This is a genomic window from Sodalis sp. (in: enterobacteria), assembly GCF_047607725.1.
GTDB lineage: Bacteria > Pseudomonadota > Gammaproteobacteria > Enterobacterales > Enterobacteriaceae > JBLKSS01.
Genome location: NZ_JBLKSS010000135.1, coordinates 1 through 17,313 on the forward strand (window position 1 = coordinate 1; position 17,313 = coordinate 17,313).

At 59.0% G+C, this 17,313-nt stretch carries 14 protein-coding genes, 6 pseudogenes and 1 other annotated feature; of the genes and pseudogenes, 7 read left to right on the plus strand and 13 right to left on the minus strand.

Going from position 1 to position 17,313, the window contains the following annotated elements; genetic code table 11:
* Positions 1 to 360 precede the first annotated feature (360 nt).
* Positions 361 to 648: pseudogene (locus tag ACMX3H_RS12370) on the plus strand (hypothetical protein); the annotation flags it as partial.
* A gap of 126 nt (positions 649 to 774) precedes the next feature.
* Positions 775 to 960: a TonB family protein gene (locus ACMX3H_RS12375; RefSeq protein ID WP_415211062.1), complete on the plus strand. Its 186-nt coding sequence runs from the start codon at positions 775 to 777 to the stop codon at positions 958 to 960.
* A gap of 226 nt (positions 961 to 1,186) precedes the next feature.
* Here the strand turns inward: ACMX3H_RS12375 and yciA are convergent.
* The 4 genes and pseudogenes from yciA to ACMX3H_RS12395 all read right to left on the minus strand — a co-directional run.
* Positions 1,187 to 1,582: pseudogene (gene yciA / locus ACMX3H_RS12380) on the minus strand (acyl-CoA thioester hydrolase YciA); the annotation flags it as partial.
* 41 nt (positions 1,583 to 1,623) lie between these two features.
* Positions 1,624 to 2,175, minus strand: a complete 552-nt coding sequence (locus ACMX3H_RS12385; RefSeq protein WP_415211051.1) for a septation protein A — start codon at positions 2,173 to 2,175, stop codon at positions 1,624 to 1,626.
* 36 nt (positions 2,176 to 2,211) lie between these two features.
* Positions 2,212 to 2,961: pseudogene (locus ACMX3H_RS12390) on the minus strand (YciC family protein).
* 54 nt (positions 2,962 to 3,015) lie between these two features.
* Complete coding sequence (locus tag ACMX3H_RS12395; RefSeq protein ID WP_415211052.1) at positions 3,016 to 3,426, minus strand: YkgJ family cysteine cluster protein; 411 nt, start codon at positions 3,424 to 3,426, stop codon at positions 3,016 to 3,018.
* Between the two features lie 279 nt (positions 3,427 to 3,705).
* On the opposite strand from ACMX3H_RS12395, the pseudogene ompW reads away from it, so the two are divergent.
* Positions 3,706 to 4,341 (plus strand): annotated as a pseudogene (ompW, locus tag ACMX3H_RS12400) (outer membrane protein OmpW).
* 208 nt (positions 4,342 to 4,549) lie between these two features.
* Here ompW and trpA read toward each other — a convergent pair.
* Genes trpA through ACMX3H_RS12430 form a run of 6 tightly spaced genes read right to left on the minus strand, consistent with a single transcriptional unit; the run spans position 4,550 to position 11,097 of the window.
* On the minus strand, positions 4,550 to 5,350 hold the full coding sequence (trpA, locus tag ACMX3H_RS12405) for a tryptophan synthase subunit alpha (RefSeq protein ID WP_415211053.1): 801 nt from the start codon (positions 5,348 to 5,350) through the stop codon (positions 4,550 to 4,552).
* A gap of 1 nt (position 5,351) precedes the next feature.
* The gene (gene trpB, locus ACMX3H_RS12410) at positions 5,352 to 6,542 is read right to left on the minus strand and encodes a tryptophan synthase subunit beta (RefSeq protein WP_415211054.1); all 1,191 of its coding nucleotides are present in this window, start codon (positions 6,540 to 6,542) and stop codon (positions 5,352 to 5,354) included.
* Between the two features lie 33 nt (positions 6,543 to 6,575).
* The gene (gene trpCF / locus ACMX3H_RS12415) at positions 6,576 to 7,934 is read right to left on the minus strand and encodes a bifunctional indole-3-glycerol-phosphate synthase TrpC/phosphoribosylanthranilate isomerase TrpF (protein ID WP_415211055.1); all 1,359 of its coding nucleotides are present in this window, start codon (positions 7,932 to 7,934) and stop codon (positions 6,576 to 6,578) included.
* 7 nt (positions 7,935 to 7,941) lie between these two features.
* Positions 7,942 to 8,940, minus strand: a complete 999-nt coding sequence (gene trpD, locus ACMX3H_RS12420; protein WP_415211056.1) for an anthranilate phosphoribosyltransferase — start codon at positions 8,938 to 8,940, stop codon at positions 7,942 to 7,944.
* Between the two features lie 16 nt (positions 8,941 to 8,956).
* Positions 8,957 to 9,535 carry a glutamine amidotransferase-related protein gene (locus ACMX3H_RS12425; protein ID WP_415211057.1) on the minus strand — a complete coding sequence of 193 codons (579 nt, stop codon included), beginning with the start codon at positions 9,533 to 9,535 and terminating at the stop codon, positions 8,957 to 8,959.
* A complete protein-coding gene (locus tag ACMX3H_RS12430; RefSeq protein WP_415211063.1) occupies positions 9,535 to 11,097 on the minus strand; it encodes an anthranilate synthase component 1 in 1,563 nt (520 codons plus the stop codon). The genes ACMX3H_RS12425 and ACMX3H_RS12430 overlap by 1 nt, the downstream gene beginning before the upstream one ends.
* A gap of 30 nt (positions 11,098 to 11,127) precedes the next feature.
* Positions 11,128 to 11,233, minus strand: a sequence feature (Trp leader region).
* Between the two features lie 154 nt (positions 11,234 to 11,387).
* Here ACMX3H_RS12430 and rnm point away from each other — a divergent pair.
* From rnm to rluB, 3 genes and pseudogenes are all read left to right on the plus strand, one after another.
* Positions 11,388 to 12,323: pseudogene (gene rnm / locus ACMX3H_RS12435) on the plus strand (RNase RNM).
* 53 nt (positions 12,324 to 12,376) lie between these two features.
* Positions 12,377 to 12,997, plus strand: a complete 621-nt coding sequence (locus ACMX3H_RS12440; RefSeq protein WP_415211058.1) for an L-threonylcarbamoyladenylate synthase — start codon at positions 12,377 to 12,379, stop codon at positions 12,995 to 12,997.
* Positions 12,998 to 13,513: 516 nt separating this feature from the next.
* The gene (gene rluB, locus ACMX3H_RS12445) at positions 13,514 to 14,401 is read left to right on the plus strand and encodes a 23S rRNA pseudouridine(2605) synthase RluB (RefSeq protein ID WP_415211059.1); all 888 of its coding nucleotides are present in this window, start codon (positions 13,514 to 13,516) and stop codon (positions 14,399 to 14,401) included.
* 183 nt (positions 14,402 to 14,584) lie between these two features.
* On the opposite strand, the gene cobO is transcribed toward rluB, so the two are convergent.
* Together cobO and ACMX3H_RS12455 are read right to left on the minus strand one after the other, a co-directional pair.
* Entirely contained in the window at positions 14,585 to 15,124 is a 540-nt protein-coding gene (gene cobO, locus ACMX3H_RS12450; protein WP_415211064.1) for a cob(I)yrinic acid a,c-diamide adenosyltransferase, read from the minus strand.
* 89 nt (positions 15,125 to 15,213) lie between these two features.
* Complete coding sequence (locus tag ACMX3H_RS12455) at positions 15,214 to 15,975, minus strand: YciK family oxidoreductase (RefSeq protein ID WP_415211060.1); 762 nt, start codon at positions 15,973 to 15,975, stop codon at positions 15,214 to 15,216.
* Positions 15,976 to 16,348: 373 nt separating this feature from the next.
* On the opposite strand from ACMX3H_RS12455, the pseudogene ACMX3H_RS12460 reads away from it, so the two are divergent.
* Positions 16,349 to 16,935, plus strand: a pseudogene (locus tag ACMX3H_RS12460) (S49 family peptidase); the annotation flags it as partial.
* Positions 16,936 to 17,047: 112 nt separating this feature from the next.
* Here the strand turns inward: ACMX3H_RS12460 and ACMX3H_RS12465 are convergent.
* Positions 17,048 to 17,313, minus strand: a 266-nt coding sequence (locus tag ACMX3H_RS12465) for an ATP-binding protein (RefSeq protein ID WP_415211061.1), incomplete at its 5' end; no start/stop codon positions are given.

Below are 17,313 nucleotides of genomic sequence, written 5' to 3' on the forward strand. Positions count from 1 at the left end.
AGCACAGGAAAAATAGACTAAAACCGAGTCAGAAGATGAGCGAACACGTGATCGAATATCACTGGAATGGGTGATCGGAAAATATCGGAATAACTGATCGGATGTCGCCGGAACAGATGATCGGATACGTCGGAATCTGCACAGGGCGCGAAAAGCCCGAGGCGCTTGCGCTCAGGCAGATAAAAACGCTAAACGGCAAAGAGATCGCTGACAGTTATTGAATATGATTGCTATTTGCATTTAAACTTTGCCCTCAACCACGACCTCCAATGATATGGCGTTAACTATTTTGAATCAGACCCGTCGCTTTTCCTGGCCGTTTATTGCGTCTGCCGGATTACACGCCTCTTTGGTCGCAGGATTACTTTATGCCACGGTCCCGCCGATGAGTTTACCTTCCGCCGTCGAGCAGCCCATGACCGTTATGCTGGTGGCGCCCGAACCGCAGCAGGCGCAGCCGGTCGAGCAACCGCCCCATCCGCAACCTGTGGCGCCCGAGCAGGAAGTCGCGCCGCGCAGCCCGTTCCCGAGCCGGTACCCGAACCTCCGGCGCCGGTACAGGTGCCAAAATCGGTGCCGAAGCCCAAGCCAAAACTCGAGCGGCACCGGGAGATCAAGCCCCGGACGCCGAAACCCGAGACGCGCCCGGCTGCGCCCGCCCCCAGCGCGCCGGCGAGCAGCAACGTGAAAAGCGTTAGCAGTGCGCCGCTACGCACCAACCCCATTTATCCTCCGCGGGCCAGAGCGTTGAGGATTGAGGGCCGTGTTAGCGTGATGTATAACGTTAATGCCGAGGGTCGGGTGGAAAATATACGTATCGTATCGGCCCAGCCGCGCAATATGTTCGAGCGCGATATTCGTTTGGCAATGCGCCGCTGGACCTATGAGACCGGCAAGCCTACCACCAATATGACGGTCAATTTTAAATTTGACCTTGAGGGTGTCAGCAGTGGCGAATAGCGGGGCGGGACCGGCGGTAGGCAGGCTGCCCGCGGTCAATGCGGGGGCGATGCCGGATGAACGGCAATATCGCCGCCGGCGCACGGCGGACAAGGCGCCGGTGAACGTGCGGTCAACGGGGGCGCCCCGCGCCAAGACGCCAGTTTAACGGCGGGTGAACAGGCTGGCACCGGCGCGCAGCGGTGCAGCCGCCGATACGAAAGGGGCTTAGTTTGCGCTGGCGCTGATCCGGCGGCAGCGGCTGAGGTTTGCCGCTGTTATCCACCGCGACATAGGTAAACACCGCCTCGGTAGCCCGGTAGCGCTGGCCGATGGGCTCCGAGGACACTTTTTTCACCCATACCTCGATATTGATGGTCAACGAACTGTTCCCCGTTTTCAGACATTGGGCATAACAACAGATGACATCGCCCACCGCCACCGGTTTTAGAAATGTCATGCCGTCGACGCGCACCGTCACGACCCGGCCCTGCGCCAGCTCTTTCGCCAAGATAGCGCCGCCAATATCCATCTGCGACATCAGCCAGCCGCCGAAAATATCGCCGTTGGCATTGGTGTCAGCCGGCATGGCCAGCGGGCGCAGCACCATTTCGCCGCTGGGCGGCTTAATCACTTCGCTCATCATTACTCCCGCTTAACATCACCCGCGCCAAAGGCGCGGGATTAATGGGTATTATTATTGCGTTCATCCTCCGCCATATGGCGGTAGATATAAATTCCGCTGAGCAATGTAAACACCAGCGTCAGGCCGGTGAGGCCAAAAACCTTGAAATTCACCCAAACGCTTTGCGGTAGCCAAAACGCGATATAAATATTCGCCGCGCCGCAGGCAAGGAAGAACAGCGCCCAGGCGATATTCAAATTGTTCCAAACCCGCGCCGGGAGATGGATCTCTTTATCCAGCATACGTTGAATGAGGGGCTTGTCGAGGACGAATTGGCTAATCAGCAGTGCCGCGGCGAACAGCGTATAAATCACCGTCACCTTCCACTTGATAAATTCCGCGTTGTGGTAGTAAAGCGTCAGCGAGCCGAATATCGCCACCAGCACGAAGGTAATCAGGGCGACCTTTTCTACTTTGCGATAGCGCAGCCAGGTATAAACCAATACCAGCGCGGAGGCGGCTATCAATGCGCCGGATGCGTAGTAAATGTCGTACAGCTTGTAGACAATAAAAAACACCACCAAGGGCAGAAAATCAAGAAACTGCTTCATAACAAAGTCCACCGGTAAAGAGGGTAAACGCCGCCATCAGGCCTGCCGCAACAACATATATAGACGATAAAGATAGATTAGCAGCAGAGCGGAAAGAAGATTGCTCAAACCATTTAATAATACCGCCGCCACCAGCGATGACACCAGAGTGAACTGAGTCGCCAGCAGAAGCACCGCCGCTTTAGCCAGCAGCCAGAACAGCACCGCCGGCGCCCGCAGCCGAAGATTGGCAAACGCCAGACTGGCGCTCAGGCGCATGGATTTGATGGCGCCTAGATTATCGCTAGTAGCAATGACCGGCGCCAGGCTAAAAGCGATGGCCAGCAGGATACCCGGCACGATAATCAGCAGCAGGCCAGCTGGACCAGCAGCGTAGTGAGAAAAATAAGCAACAGCAGGCGCGGCAAGAGCGGCGCCGACAGGCCGATTGCGCGCAATACGCTAACGGGCTGGCGGTTGGATACCAGGCGAATCATGGTCAGCAATCCTCCCGCCAGCAGGACGTTGCCGACCAGACCGGCCAGGGTGCCGGCGGCGGAGGCTTTCAGCAACACGCGCTGCTGCTCGACCGACATCTGCTGTACCAACTGCTGCAGGCTCATATCGGCGCTGTCGCCCATATGGGTACCGTCGCTCAGTGTCATCAGCTGCTCGCTGCCCGGGGACAGCGCATGTCCCAGCACAACGCTTCAGCGCCGTCAGCAGAGCCAATAGCACGATACTGGCAAACTGATTACGGAAAAAATTCAGCATGTCGCGGTACAGGGTACTTGCCCTAATTGGCATGGGGGCTCCTTGGCAAAACAATCAACAAATAGGCTAGCCCGCTATTCTACCCTGTTAATCCACGGCTTGGCACCCTAATGCATCATCCCCGGGCGGGCGCGGCATGATAATCTCCCCCCGCGCCGCCGGTCGCGCCAAGGGCGGCAAGCCATAGTGCGCCCAGGCGCGATCGCACGCGGCGTTCGCCAGGCCGTCTTCGCCGCTCATACGGAACTCGCGGCAGGGTGACGGACGGGAGACATAGATGGCGCAGCTCACGCTGTCGCCGATCTGTCCCTGCAGCGCGCGGCAGCGCGGCGAACGATTGTTGCTGCCCGCCATACAGCGTAAAAAAGGCGTGAGCGGTTCCGTTAATGCCACAGGCACCTGGCCGGCGCCGTCATCCGCCTCGGCCCAGTAAAAAGACACGCGGAAGAGAGCGCAGCAGGCGCCGCAGGACATGCAGGGATTGCCATCATCGTTCATGCTGTTATCCACCGATGCCACAACGTCGAACCCGAACTGACACACTCGCAAACTACCCAGCCTGCCCCCTGAAAGCAACAGAAATGATTTATCACCGCTTTTTTTGCTATTGTTGCCGTTCCGTTGATATGGATCAACCCGTAAAAATAGTAGGGGAATTGATATAACGCATGTTATCGGTGATGCATATCAATTTGCCTCTACGCCACCGAGAGTTCGGAAGGTGATAAGGATCAAATTTACCCCTTAACGGTAAGCAAAATAGCAATGGAGCAGGGTATGAAAACAACCGTTTTGGCCGCGTCGGTGGCCGCTATCCTTTTTAGTCAACCCGTATTCGCACACCAGGCCGGTGATTTTATCGCCCGTGCCGGCAGTGTTACCGTCCGGCTCAGCGAGAGTTCGGATGATGTGTTGGGGCTGGGCGAGTTCAATGTCAGCAATAACACGCAGCTGGGGCTGACCTTTGGTTATATGATCACCGATAATATCGGTGTCGAGTTGTTGGCGGCGACGCCGTTCAGTCACCGCATCGGGCTTAACAGCACCGGCAATATCGCCAAGGTCAAATAATTGCCGCCAAGCTTGATGGCGCAATATTATTTTGGCAATGCCCAAGACAAATTGCGGCCCCATATCGGTATCGGCGTGAACTACACCACCTTTTATGATGCCCATTTTAATCAGAAGGGCGAGGATCTTGGCTTAAGCGATTTGAGCGTGAAGCATTCCTGGGGGCTGGCCGGGCAGGCGGGGCTGGATTATAACGTCAGCGATAACTGGCTGATTAATATGTCTGTGTGGTATATGGATATCGATACCGATGTCCGCTTCAAGGCCTGCGGTCAGCAGCAATCCATTCATACTGATATTAATCCCTGGGCGTTTATGTTTGGCGTGGGCTATCGCTTCTGACGGCTTTCGGCAAAGAAGAGGGGGCGCCTGCGCCGCCGCTCAGCGCGAAGACCAATACAAAGAGGGGTTAACAGGCTGGCGGCGACTTTCCACACGTTCATATTCTCTCCTTGATGGAATGCGTTGTCGTTATTTATTCGGTTTCACCGCCGGCGCCTTGCGGGCGTCCGGCATTGACAGTGTTGCTGATAAAAAGTGTTTGCGCCAGTCAGGGGCGGGTGGCGGCCTTCATTTCACGCACGAATTGCGCCAGTTTTTCCAGCATCAGCGCGGGATCATCCACATGGTTTTCGATAATCCGCACGATGGCCGAGCCGGAGATGGCGCCGGCGGTCCCGGCCTGCAAAGCGGCGCGCACCTGGTCGGGTTCGGAAATGCCGAATCCCTGAAGCGTTGGCGCCGCGTGGTATTCCTTAAGGGTATTGACCAAATGCGCCAGCGGCGTATTGGCCCGTTTTTCGCTGCCGGTGACGCCGGCACGCGAGAGCAGATAGGTATACGCCCGGCCGTGGGAGGCGATTTCGCGCAGCAGGTCATCGTCGGCGTTGGGCGGACAGATGAAGATGGGCGCCACACCATGGCGCAACGCGGCTTGGCGAAATGGCAGGCTCTCTTGCAGCGGCACGTCCGCCACCAGCACCGAGTCGACGCCGACGCAGCGGGCGTAGAAAACGTCAATGCCGTCGTTGTACACCAAATTGGCGTACATCAGCAGGCCAATGGGTATGGCGGGGTATTTCGAACGAATCGATGCCAGTATCTCAAAACAGTGCGCCGGCGTGACGCCGGAGGCAAACGCGCGCAGGTTGGCGTTTTGAATGGTGGGGCCGTCCGCCAGCGGATCGGAGAACGGGATGCCCAACTCCAGCGCGTCGGCGCCGGCGTCAATGAGCGTATCGATGATTTGCAGCGAAAGCGCGGGGTTGGGATCGCCAAGCGTCACAAACGGCACGAAAGCACCTTCGTTGCGGGACGCCAACTGGGTGAATAATTGCTGATAGCGTTCCATATTAGATTTCTCCTCGCGCCGACAAAATATCATGAACGGTAAAAATATCTTTATCGCCACGCCCGGACAGGTTAACCACCAGGATCTGCTCCTTCTTCGGCTCCGCTTTGATCATCCGCAGCGCATGGGCCAGCGCGTGGGACGATTCCAGCGCGGGGATAATGCCCTCATGGCGTGAGAGGCGCCGGAAGGCGTCCAGGGCTTCTTCGTCGGTGACCGACACGTACTCGGCGCGGCCGATGCTATCAAGGTAAGCATGCTGGGGGCCCACCGAAGGAAAGTCCAGGCCGGCGGAGATGGAGTAGGACTCTTCAATCTGTCCTTCGGCGGACTGCATCATCGGCGATTTCATGCCGAAGTAGATGCCGGTGCGGCCGTGTTTCAGCGATGCGCCATGCTGGCCGGTTTCGATGCCCAGGCCGCCCGGCTCTACGCCTATAAGGCGCACGTCGGGTTCATCGATGAAATCCGCGAACATGCCGATGGCGTTGGAGCCGCCGCCGACGCAGGCGATGACCGCATCCGGCAGGCGCTGCTCGTGCTCTTGCATCTGCGCGCACGTCTCCTCGCCTATCATCCGCTGGAATTCGCGCACGATGGTCGGGAAGGGATGCGGACCGGCGGCGGTGCCGAGCATGTAGTGTGCGCGTTCATAACTGGCGGACCAGTCGCGCAGCGCTTCGTTGCAGGCGTCTTTCAGGGTGGAGGAGCCGCTGTGCACCGGAATGACCTCGGCGCCCATCAGCCGCATACGAAAGACGTTGGGCGACTGGCGTTCGATATCTTTGGCGCCCATATAAATCCGGCATTTCAGCCCCAGCAGCGCCGAGGACAGGGCAGAGGCCACACCGTGTTGGCCGGCGCCGGTTTCGGCGATGATTTCGGTTTTGCCCATCCGTTTGGCCAGCAGCGCCTGCCCCAGTACCTGATTGGTTTTATGGGCACCGCCGTGCAACAGATCTTCGCGTTTCAGATAAAGCTTGGTCCGGGTACCGGCGGTCAAGTTGCGGCACAGCGTCAGCGGCGTCGGCCGGCCGGCGTAGTTAATCAGCAGATTGCTGAATTCGGCCTGGAACGCCGGGTCGCTCTGGGTGCTGACGAACGCCTCTTCCAGCTGAATAAGCGCAGGCATCAGGATTTGCGGCACGTACATGCCGCCAAATTCGCCAAAATAGGGATTAAGTCGTGTCATGCTTTGTTGTCTCTCACGGTGTCAGGCTGATGGTTAATAGGCGCGCAGCGTCTGAAATACCGTAGCCAATTTATGATGATCTTTAATACCCGGCGCGCTTTCTACGCCAGAGTTGAAATCCAGTCCGGCGCAGCCAAGACGGGCCGCGGCCCCGCAGTTATCCGCCGCCAGACCGCCCGCCAGTATGACGTTATCCAGCGTCGCTCCGTTTAACAGCGACCAGTCAAAAGGTTTACCGCTGCCGCCGCTGTTATCGAGCACATAGCGATCCACCTGGGCCAGATCGCGCGCCGGCAAGGCGTGGCACATATCCAGCGCTTTCCAGATGCGGCAATCGGGCGGCAGGACCTGACGCAGCGCGTCGATGTAGGTCTGGTCTTCGCAGCCGTGCAGCTGGACCGCCGCCAGCGACAGCGCGCTGGCTCTCGCGGCGACGTCGCTCACCGGCGCATCGCAAAACACCCCGACATAGCGAAGCTGGGCGCCGGCCATCACGGCGCGGGCGGTGTCTTCTTCCACATAGCGCGGAGAGCCGGGGACAAAAATCAGCCCGCCGTAGAGCGCGCCGGCCTCCAGGGCGGCGCGGGCATCGGCGGCGCGGGTTAGACCGCAGACTTTGTTTTCCCCGAGCAGCACCCGGCGTACCGCCATCGTCAAGTCGGGTTCGGCCATCAGCGCGCTGCCGATCAGGAAGCCATTGGCGTAGTGGCTGAGTTCACGCACCTGGCGATAATGATTAATGACGGACTCGCTGATGACCGTGACACCCGCCGGCAGACGCGGGCCCAGGGTGCGGGTACGGTTCAAATCGATAGATAGATCGCGTAAATCGCGATTATTAATCCCCACCACTTTCGCTTCCAGCGCAATCGCGCGCTGCCGCTCTTCGTCGTTGATGATTTCGGTCAACACGCCCATGTTCAGGCTGTGGGTCACTGCCGCCAGTTCGCGGTAGGTGTCGTCGTCAAGGACGGACAACATCAGCAGAATCGCGTCCGCCTGATGCAGCCGCGCCAGGTAAATCTGCCACGGATCGATAATGAAATCTTTACATAATACCGGCTGGCTCACCGGGAGGCTCACCTGGCGCAGAAAATCGAAACTGCCCTGGAAATATTTCTCGTCGGTCAGTACCGATATAGCAGAGGCGTAATGCCGGTAAACACCCGCGATGGCGACCGGGTCGAAATCAGCGCGAATAAGGCCCTTGGACGGCGACGCCTTTTTGCATTCCAGGATAAACGCCGGGCGGGTACCGGACAGCGCGTGATAAAAACTGCGCGTGCTGGGTTGCACCTGATGACGGAAACTCTCCAGCGGTTGCAGCCGTTTACGCTCGGCCACCCATTCATATTTATCTGCGACGATCTTCGAAAGTACCGTGTCCTGCATGACTTTCTTATCCTCTTGCTGCCAGGGCCATCACGCGCGCATAGGGGGCACCGCTGTGAATTTCCTCCAGCGCCCGATGGGTGTTGTCACGGAGATTTTCCTGCCCGAACAATTTGAGCAGCAGGGCCACGTTGGCGGCGACGGCGGATTCATGCGCGTGTTCACCTTTACCTTGTAACAAACGTGCTAAAATGTCACGGTTTTCTTCCGGCGATCCCCCTCGCAGCGCCTCCGCCGGCTGGGGCGACAGGCCAAAATCCGCCGCGCTCAGTGTGTAACTTTCAATCGCGCCGTCACGCAGCTCCGCCACCTGGGTCGGGGCGTGCAGCGCCACCTCGTCCATGCCGCCGCCGTGGACCACCGCGGCGCGCTGGTAGCCCAATACGCGCAGCGTCTCGGCGATGGGCAATACCAATTCCGGGCTGTAGACGCCAATCAGCGCCAGCGGCGGCCGGGCCGGGTTTATCAGCGGACCCAGCACATTAAACAGGGTACGGGTTTTCAACAGTTGACGTACCGGCATGGCGGGGCGGAAGCCGGAATGATACTGCGGCGCGAACAAAAAACACATGCCCAGTTCATCCAACGCCTGGCGCGACAGCGCCGCCGGCATATCCAGCCGGATGCCGAACGCCGCCAGCAGGTCTGAAGAACCCGATCGACTGGATACGCTGCGGTTGCCGTGCTTGGCCACCCGGGCGCCGCAGCCGGCGGCGACGATGGCACTGGCGGTGGAGATATTGATGCTATTGCTGCCGTCGCCGCCGGTACCGACGATATCGGCAAAGGGATAATCTGGACGCGGAAACGGGCTGGCGTCGGCCAGCAGCGCACCGGCCGCGCCGGCGATTTCCTCGGGGTATTCGCCGCGCACTTTCATGCTGATAAGGGCGGCCGCCAGCTGCTCCGGCGCCAACTGCCCTTGGATGATGGCCCCGAATAACTGCTGGCTTTGTTCACGGCTGATTCGTCCGCCCTGGTAAAGATGTTCCAGTATCGCTTGCATAAAAAGGTCCTTGTGGTTACGCCAGCGCCCAAGCGAGCGTTTGATTTAACAAATGTGCGCCTTGGGTGGTTAAAATGGATTCAGGGTGGAATTGGAAGCCGCAGATGCGATCGGCGTCATTGCGTACCGCCATCACCATGTCGTTATAGTGGGCGTTGACCGTCAGCGAGTCCGGCACCTGACTGCCGACCAGCGAATGATAGCGCGCCCCCGGCAGCGGATTCGGCAGACCGGCGAACATGCCCTGATTGTCGTGGCGGATAGGCGAGGCTTTACCGTGCAAAATTTCGCCCGCCTGACCGACGTGGCCGCCGTAGGCTTCCACTATCGCCTGATGCCCCAGGCAGATGCCGATGATCGGTAACCGGCCGCGCAACTGGGTGAGCAGTTCCGGCATACAGCCGGCCTGGGCCGGCGCGCCGGGCGCCGGCGACAGCATCAGGATCGGATTTTCCATTTCGGAGAGCGCCCGCGTGATAAGCGCGGCCGGTAGCCGGTTGCGGTAAATCACCACCTGATGATCGTTGGCGCGCAGTTGATCCACCAGATTATAGGTAAACGAGTCGATGTTATCGAGTAATAGGATGTCGGCCATCAGAACAGCTCCTTTGCGTCGTGGGCGGTAGCAATGGCACGCAAAACGGCGCGGGCTTTGTTGCGGCTTTCGTCGGCTTCCGCCTGTGGAACGGAATCCAGTACCACGCCCGCCCCGGCCTGTACCGTGGCGATGCCGTCTTCGACATAGGCGGAACGGATGACAATGCAGGTATCGAGCGCGCCGGCGGCGGTGAAATAACCTATCGCGCCGCCGTAGCTGCCGCGGCGTTCGCCTTCCGCCTCGGCGATAAGCTGCATCGCCCGCACCTTCGGCGCCCCGCTCAGCGTGCCCATGTTCATGCAGGCGCGGTAGGCGTGCAGCACGTCAAGATCGGCGCGCAGCTGGCCCACCACCCGCGACACTAAATGCATTACGAAGGAGTAGCGATCGACTTTGGTCATATCGGCCACATAGCGGGTGCTCGGCTCGCAGATGCGCGCCAGATCGTTGCGCGCCAGGTCCACCAGCATCAGATGCTCGGCCAGCTCTTTATGGTCGGCGCGCATTTCCAGCTCGATACGGTTGTCGAGATCGGCATCCAGCGTGCCGTCAGCGCGGCGACCGCGGGGGCGGGTGCCGGCGATTGGGTAAATTTCAATCTGCCCGGAGTCGGGGTCGTATTTCAACGAGCTTTCCGGCGACGCGCCGAACAGGGTGAATTCATTGTCCTGCATGAAAAACATATACGGGCTGGGATTGCTTTTCTTCAACGTATGGTAGGCGGCGAGTGCCGAAGGACAGAGGAGGGAGAAGCGCCGCGACGGTACTACCTGGAAAATTTCCCCCTCGCGGATCGCCTGCTGCATGCGTCGCACGATTTGGCCGTACTCCTCGTCGCTTTGGCTGCAGGTCAGCGTCATGGTGTCGATGACCTGATGCGAGATCGGTTCCGGCATCTGGGTAAGCTGATGCTGTAATTGCTCAAGCCGGTGCTGCAACCGCTGTTTTTCCGCCGCATTGGCGCTAAACAGGCTGCACTGCAGTTCGCAGGTCTGCTGCTGGTGATCGAGGATCAGCAACGTTTCGGCGAGATAAAAACAGTAATCGGGGCAGCGCTGTCCTGGACGCAACGGCGGCAGGGATTCAAAGCCCGCGACCAAATCATAGGCGAACAGGCCGCCGACAAACATCGCTTTCGGCGCGTCCGGCGGCTGGCCAACCAGCGTCAGTAGCAGGCGCAAACAGTCAAAAACCGACAACGAGCGCAGGCGGGCGTCCTCATCCACGGCCTGTTCCGTCTCCGGGAAGGTTAACTCGCGGCCGTAGGGATGCGTAATGACCGTGACCTGCTCCGGCAAAGCGGCGTCCAGAAGCGGCAACAGCGCGGCGCCGTTGCCGCTCAACGCCTGCAGCGTGACGGTCTGGCCGAGGGCGGTGATACGCAGCGCGCTATCGACAACCATCATACTTTCGAGATCATGCTTCTTATCAATCTCGGCCGATTCCAGCAGCAGTGTCGCGGGACGTGCGCCGCACAACTGGTTGAACATCGCCGTGGGGTCGGGACGGTAAGGGGCCTGCGCGTGCAGCAATTCTATCTGGTTCTGGCTGGTTGGCATTTGCATTATCTGATTTCCTGATTGTCGCCCATGAAAAAGCCCGCTGATGTAGCGGGCTAGTTGGGATCTTGCTCTGTCTGATGACAGCGACGCATGATAGCACCACCCGCTAAAGGGAAGTGCGCCACCAGCGAAGCATTACAGTTATAGATGTCATCATTTTTTAGTATCTCGACGGCTTGTGTTTAACTGCGTACTACTAAACTAGTTCAGAGATAAAAAGTCAACCTTAATGGTGGTACTGACGAAAATAAATCCACTAGTTCGATTCAGCTCTGTTTACCGCTATCATGGAGGGCATTGAAAATCACGGGCAGACTCCCTTGACAGCACAACCGATGACAACCTCCCTGCGGGTGATTTATGACCTGCACAGCCATACCACCGCCTCCGATGGCCTGCTCACGACCCGGGAACTGGTGGTGCGCGCCCAGGCGATGGGCGTCACGGTGCTGGTGATAACCGATCATGATACCGTCGATGGCCTCGCGCCCGCCCGGGAGGCGATTGCGGCGCTGCGCCTGCCGCTCAACCTGGTCGCAGGGGTGGAAATTTCCACCCTCTGGCAACACCACGAGATCCATATTGTCGGATTGGGCATTGCGCCTTCTCACCCGGCGCTAACGACGCTTTTGGCATCACAGCGCGCGCATCGCCTGGCGTGCGCGCATGCCATCACCAAGAGGCTGGTAAAGGCGGGTATTCACGATCCCTGGCACGGGGCCAGACAACTGGCACAGGACGATCTGGTCACCCGCTGCCATTTCGCCCGCTATCTGGTAAGCCTTGGCGTGGCCAGCAACGTCGCCAACGTGTTTAAAAAATATTTGTCGCGGGTGAAAACCGGCTATGTCCCGCCACCGTGGTGTACAATAGAAGAAGCGATTGAAGCGATCCACCTAGCAGGGGGACAGGCGGTAGTGGCGCATCCCGGGCGTTATCAACTCTCGGCCAAGTGGTTGAAACGGCTGCTGGCGCAGTTTACCGCCGCCGGCGGCGATGCCATGGAAGTCGCGCAGTGCCAGCAGTCGCCGCAAGAAAGGAGTTAGCTTGCGGGCTATGCCCGTGATTACCGACTTCTTGCTTCACAAGGGTCCGATTTTCATCAACCCTGCGCATGGATTGAGCTGGGTCGCAAATTGTGGCTACCGGGAGGGATTGAGCCGGTATGGCGTGACTGGCCTGTGTTGCCTGCCGCCCATCCCCCCGCCACCGCAGAGGGATAAACCTGGCTGCCCGTGTCCTTTGCCGGCCGCCCTAATAAGGGAGTGTTTGATTAATGAGTCAGTTTTTTACCCTTCATCCGGATAATCCGCAGCCGCGTCTGGTCAGCCAGGCGGTTGATTTGTTGCGCAAAGGCGCGGTCATTGTCTATCCTACCGACTCCGGTTATGCCCTGGGCTGCCAGCTTGAAGACAAAACGGCCATGGAGCGCATTTGTCGCATTCGCCAACTGGACGGCCATCACAATTTTACGCTGGTATGCCGCGATCTCTCTGAATCATCGACCTATGCGCAGGTGGACAATCAGGCGTTCAGACTGATGAAAAATAATACCCCCGGCAAATATACCTTTATCCTCAAGGTCACCAAGGAAGTGCCGCGCCGGCTGATGAGCGACAAACGCAAAACCATCGGCTTGCGCGTCCCGTCAAACTCCATTGCGCTAGCGCTGCTTGAGGCTCTGGATGAACCGATGATGTCCACCACCTTAATGCTGCCGGGCAATGATTTTGCTGAATCCGATCCGGAGTCTATTCGCGCCCATCTAGGTAAACAGGTGGATCTGGTCATCCACGGCGGATTCCTCGGCCAACAGCCGACCACGGTCATCGATTTGACCGACCCGACGCCGCGGGTGGTACGCCAGGGGGTGGGCGATGTCTCGCCGTTCCTGTGAGGCAAGCGGCGGCGAGTGGGGCGCTGATAAACTGACTGATTGCTAGGGCGGTGCTAAGACGCTCTCCCGTTGCGTGATTGTACAGGCCGCCGGCGGCTGAACTCCCGCACTTTGATGCGTGAGGGCTGCCCGCCGATGGGATTAGGGTCGCGCTGACGCTGCGCAAGGCAATTACCGTTAAGGATGTTGGCGCGTGCTGGCGCCGCGCAAGGAATGACCGTCGACGAACGCAGGCGGTGCGCAATGACTGACCATCGAGGGACGCGGGTGCCGTGCAAGGGAATGACCCGGCTCGCGAGCCGCTAGCGCAAGATAGGGTGGACGCCCGCCCTTTACCCTACTGCCGCGGCGGTGGCGGACGCGGCCTCGCTTAACCCAGCGATGCTTGCGCGGAAGAATAAAGCTTACAGCGGTAGTGTATTGCTGTAGAATGGCGCAAGCGTTTTAATTTAACTTATTTATTTAATTGTATTTGAATCCATCTGACGCCTGTGAAGGCGACATGCGAGGTTCGCCATGAGAGAAAAGCTGCAAAAAGTCCTGGCCCGTGCCGGACAGGGTTCCCGCCGAGAAATCGAAGCCGTTATTGAACAGGGCCGCGTGAGCGTAAACGGTAACGTTGCTACCCTGGGGGATCGCGTAGAGGTCACCAGCACCACCAAGATCCGGGTGGATGGTCGCATTATCACCATCAAACCGGTGGAAGACGCGCTTTGCCGCGTGTTGGCTTATTATAAGCCGGAAGGCGAACTCTGCACGCGCCGCGATCCCGAGGGGCGGCCAACGGTTTTTGATCGCCTGCCGCGTCTCAATAATGCCCGCTGGGTGGCCGTGGGCCGCCTGGACATTAATACGTCGGGGCTATTGTTATTTACCACCGACGGGGAACTGGCAAATCGCTTGATGCACCCGAGCTGTGAAATCGAACGGGAATATGCCGTGCGTGTTTTCGGCGTGGTGGATGAGGAAAAACTGCGCCAGCTGACCCGCGGCGTACAGCTGGAAGACGGTCCGGCGGCCTTTCGCAGCCTGACGTTCCAAGGGGGTGAAGGCCTGAACCAGTGGTACAACGTGACGCTGACGGAAGGGCGCAATCGCGAAGTGCGGCGCCTGTGGGAAGCGGTTGGCGTCCAGGTCAGCCGGCTTATCCGCGTACGCTACGGTGACGTCACGCTGCCCAAAGGGCTGCCGCGCGGCGGCTGGACCGAACTGCCGCTCGACAATACCAATTACCTGCGCGAAAAAGTGCAATTGCCGCTTGAATCGGTAACCAAGCGGCCGGTAGAGCGCGATCGCCGCCGCTTGAAGGCCACGCAAATCCGGCGGGCGGTCAAGCGCAGCAGCCAAAGAGCGCCCTCGCGCCGCGCCGGCCAAAGCAGTAAACGCAATAACGGCATAGGCTAACGGTATCGGCGCTCGGGGTTGGGGTGAATACCGCCCTGGCCCGAGACGCGTTCCCCGAGAGAGGGGCGGCGTGTCCCGCACGCTACGGGACGCCGCGCAAGGATGTGACCGCGTCATGTCACTCTAGGCGGCAGGCGCCTGTGGGGGGGGGAAATTAAAAAAAAGCCATTTTAAGTGACAGTGTCACCAATCGATGCCCTGCTGCGCCATGAGGCCGGCATCGAAAGCGTGTTTAACCGGCCGCATCTCGCTGACGGTATCCGCCATTTCCAGCAACTGTCGGTGGCAGCCGCATCCGGTGATAATGACGCTTTGCCCCGCGGGACGTGTGGTAAGGGCGGCGATGACCTCCTCGCGGTCCAGATAATCGTAGCTGATCATATACGTCAACTCATCCAGCAGCACGACATCCAGCGTGTCGTCCGCCAGCATTCGCCGGGCGTGGCGCCAAGTATCGCGCGCGGCGGCGCTGTCAAGTTCGCGACTTTGCGTCTCCCAGGTAAACCCGGTGGCCATCACCTGAAACTCGACGCCGTGCGGCTCCAGCAGCCGACGCTCACCGTTGGGCCACTGGCCTTTGATGGCGCATAACCCATGGCCCACGGCGCGGGTCACGGTCCCGAAACCCACGGTGGTCTTGCCTTTGCCTTTGCCGGTGAAGATGATCACGATCCCGCGCCGTTCGGTCGCGGCGTCGATGCGGGCATCGACCTTCTCTTTTATCCGCTACTGACGCTGTTGGTGACGCTTGGCATCCATAAAAACTCTCTCGACAAAGGCCGCAACGCCGTGCCGGCAATGGCGGCCGGGTATCAGGTCGCCGGACCGGGTTTACGATCGGGCTGTGCGTCAAAGCTGATGCATGTTTTACGCCGGCTGTCGTCGCCCATCAGATAAAGATAGATGGGCATGATATCGGCCGGGGTTTTTAGCCGGTCGGGATCTTCCGTGGGGAACGCGTTGGCGCGCATGCCGGTACGGGTGCCGCCGGGGTTGATACAATTGACCCGCAGCGTAGACGCGGGATATTCCTCCGCCAATACCTGCATCATCCCTTCGGTGGCGAATTTGGATACCGAATAAGCGCCCCAGTTTGCCCGTCCCTGGCGGCCCACGCTGGAGGTGCTGAAAATCAGCGACGGGCTGCTGGCTTTAAGCAGCAGCGGCAGCAACGCTTGCGTTAGCATAAAGGTGCCGTTGATATTTACCGCCATGACTTCTGACCAGCGCGCGGGGGTTTGCTCGGCTATGGGCGCGATTTCACCCAAAAGGCCGGCGTTGTTGAGCAAACCGTCCAGATGGGGAATTTCCTTGGTAAGGCTTTGGGCCAGCCGCTGGTAGGGCGCCGGCTCGGTGCAGGCCAAATCCAGCACTAGCACCCGGGCCTCACGCCCGCCGGCCACGGCGATGGCCTGTTTCACCGTGTTCAGTTTATGTTCTGTTCTACCGAGCAACAGCACCGATGCGCCGTGGCGGGCATAAGTCAGGGCCGCCTCGCGACCAATGCCGTCACCGGCGCCGGTCACTAGAATGCGTTTTTGATCCAGTAAATTACGTTTGGGCTGATAATACACGCCTCACTCCTCAGCTAGGAAACGTTGCCGCCAATCGCAGATTATCGCGGTTCCTATGGACAGACTTATCTCTTTTTATGCCTGATCCAGCAGGGTATTTCAATCGCCGGGATTACGATGTCTGCGCCACGCAAGCCGACGCAGGGGGCATTGCCGTCCCCGGCGAGCCGCTTTTGGCCCGCGGACCGCGTCCCTGCGACGGCGGGGGCCGGCTTGGCATCAGCGCGGGCCACACGACCGCAGGCCCGACCTGCGGTGGCCGGGCACGGGGACCCTTCACTCTGGCGGCAATATTCTGATTTTCCAGGCGACGCGGCGCAGAGCCTTGACTAGAATAGTTGTCGACTGTTCTCATTATTAGCAAGGCGGTTTTGTGGAATTTATTTCGTTGTACGGACTTTTTCTGGCCAAAACCCTTACCGTGGTATTGGCAATCGGCGCGCTATTGCTGCTGGTGTTCGGCTTACGCATGCGGACGCGCCAATGCAAAGGACAGATTCACATCCTGGATTTGGGCAAACAGTATCGCGAAAGACAGCGTGAAATACAGCTGGCCCGGGTGGGTGAAGCCGAGAAGGGCATTTGGCACAAACGGCACAAAAGCAGGATAAAGCCGACGCCAAACAGGCCAAACTGCGGGCGAAGCGGGGAGATAAGGCGGCGTCACGTTCGTGTCTGTACGTGCTGGACTTCACCGGCAGTATGGATGCCGGCGAAGTGAGCTCGCTGCGCGAAGAAATTACCGCCGTGCTGTCGGTCGCTAAATCGGGTGACGAAGTGTTGCTGCGCCTGGAAAGCCCCGGCGGAGTGGTACACGGTTACGGCCTGGCGGCATCGCAGCTCCAGCGGCTGCGGGAAAAGGGCATTCCGCTCACCGTGGCGGTGGATAAGGTCGCCGCCCGCGGCGGTTATATGATGGCCTGTGTCGCGGACCGCATTGTCGCGGCCCCCTTGCAGATTCCGACGTATCCGATCATCTGTTCCGGCGACATCAGATCAGTTATTTCGATATTTTCCGATCACCCATTCCAGTGATATTCGATCACGTGCTCGCTCATCTTCTGACTCAGTTTTAGTCTATTTTTCCTGTGCTGGCTACTCCTTGCTCTTTGCGTAGTGATTCGCCTTTAAGTTCCAGTCGATAGCTGGGGTGTACTAGCCGATCGAGTAACGCGTCAGCTGTCGTGGGGTTTTCTACCAGTCCATACCATTTTTTTACCGGCAGTTGACTGATCAGGATGCTGCTGCTTTTGTCGTAACGATCTTCCATCACCTCCAACAGCATCGTTGCCTGCATCGGACTCATTGATTCCAGGCCCAAGTCGTCCAAGAGCAGTA

Bases quoted from the DNA above. Each gene is read 5' to 3' on its own strand.
- trpCF (WP_415211055.1), bottom strand. From the start codon at position 7,934: ATGCAGGACACGGTACTTTCGAAGATCGTCGCAGATAAATATGAATGG.
- ACMX3H_RS12430 (WP_415211063.1), bottom strand. From the start codon at position 11,097: ATGCCAACCAGCCAGAACCAGATAGAATTGCTGCACGCGCAGGCCCCT.
- trpB (WP_415211054.1), bottom strand. From the start codon at position 6,542: ATGACACGACTTAATCCCTATTTTGGCGAATTTGGCGGCATGTACGTG.
- ACMX3H_RS12425 (WP_415211057.1), bottom strand. From the start codon at position 9,535: ATGGCCGACATCCTATTACTCGATAACATCGACTCGTTTACCTATAAT.
- trpD (WP_415211056.1), bottom strand. From the start codon at position 8,940: ATGCAAGCGATACTGGAACATCTTTACCAGGGCGGACGAATCAGCCGT.
- ACMX3H_RS12440 (WP_415211058.1), top strand. From the start codon at position 12,377: ATGAGTCAGTTTTTTACCCTTCATCCGGATAATCCGCAGCCGCGTCTG.
- trpA (WP_415211053.1), bottom strand. From the start codon at position 5,350: ATGGAACGCTATCAGCAATTATTCACCCAGTTGGCGTCCCGCAACGAA.
- ACMX3H_RS12375 (WP_415211062.1), top strand. From the start codon at position 775: ATGTATAACGTTAATGCCGAGGGTCGGGTGGAAAATATACGTATCGTA.
- rluB (WP_415211059.1), top strand. From the start codon at position 13,514: ATGAGAGAAAAGCTGCAAAAAGTCCTGGCCCGTGCCGGACAGGGTTCC.
- ACMX3H_RS12395 (WP_415211052.1), bottom strand. From the start codon at position 3,426: ATGAACGATGATGGCAATCCCTGCATGTCCTGCGGCGCCTGCTGCGCT.
- ACMX3H_RS12385 (WP_415211051.1), bottom strand. From the start codon at position 2,175: ATGAAGCAGTTTCTTGATTTTCTGCCCTTGGTGGTGTTTTTTATTGTC.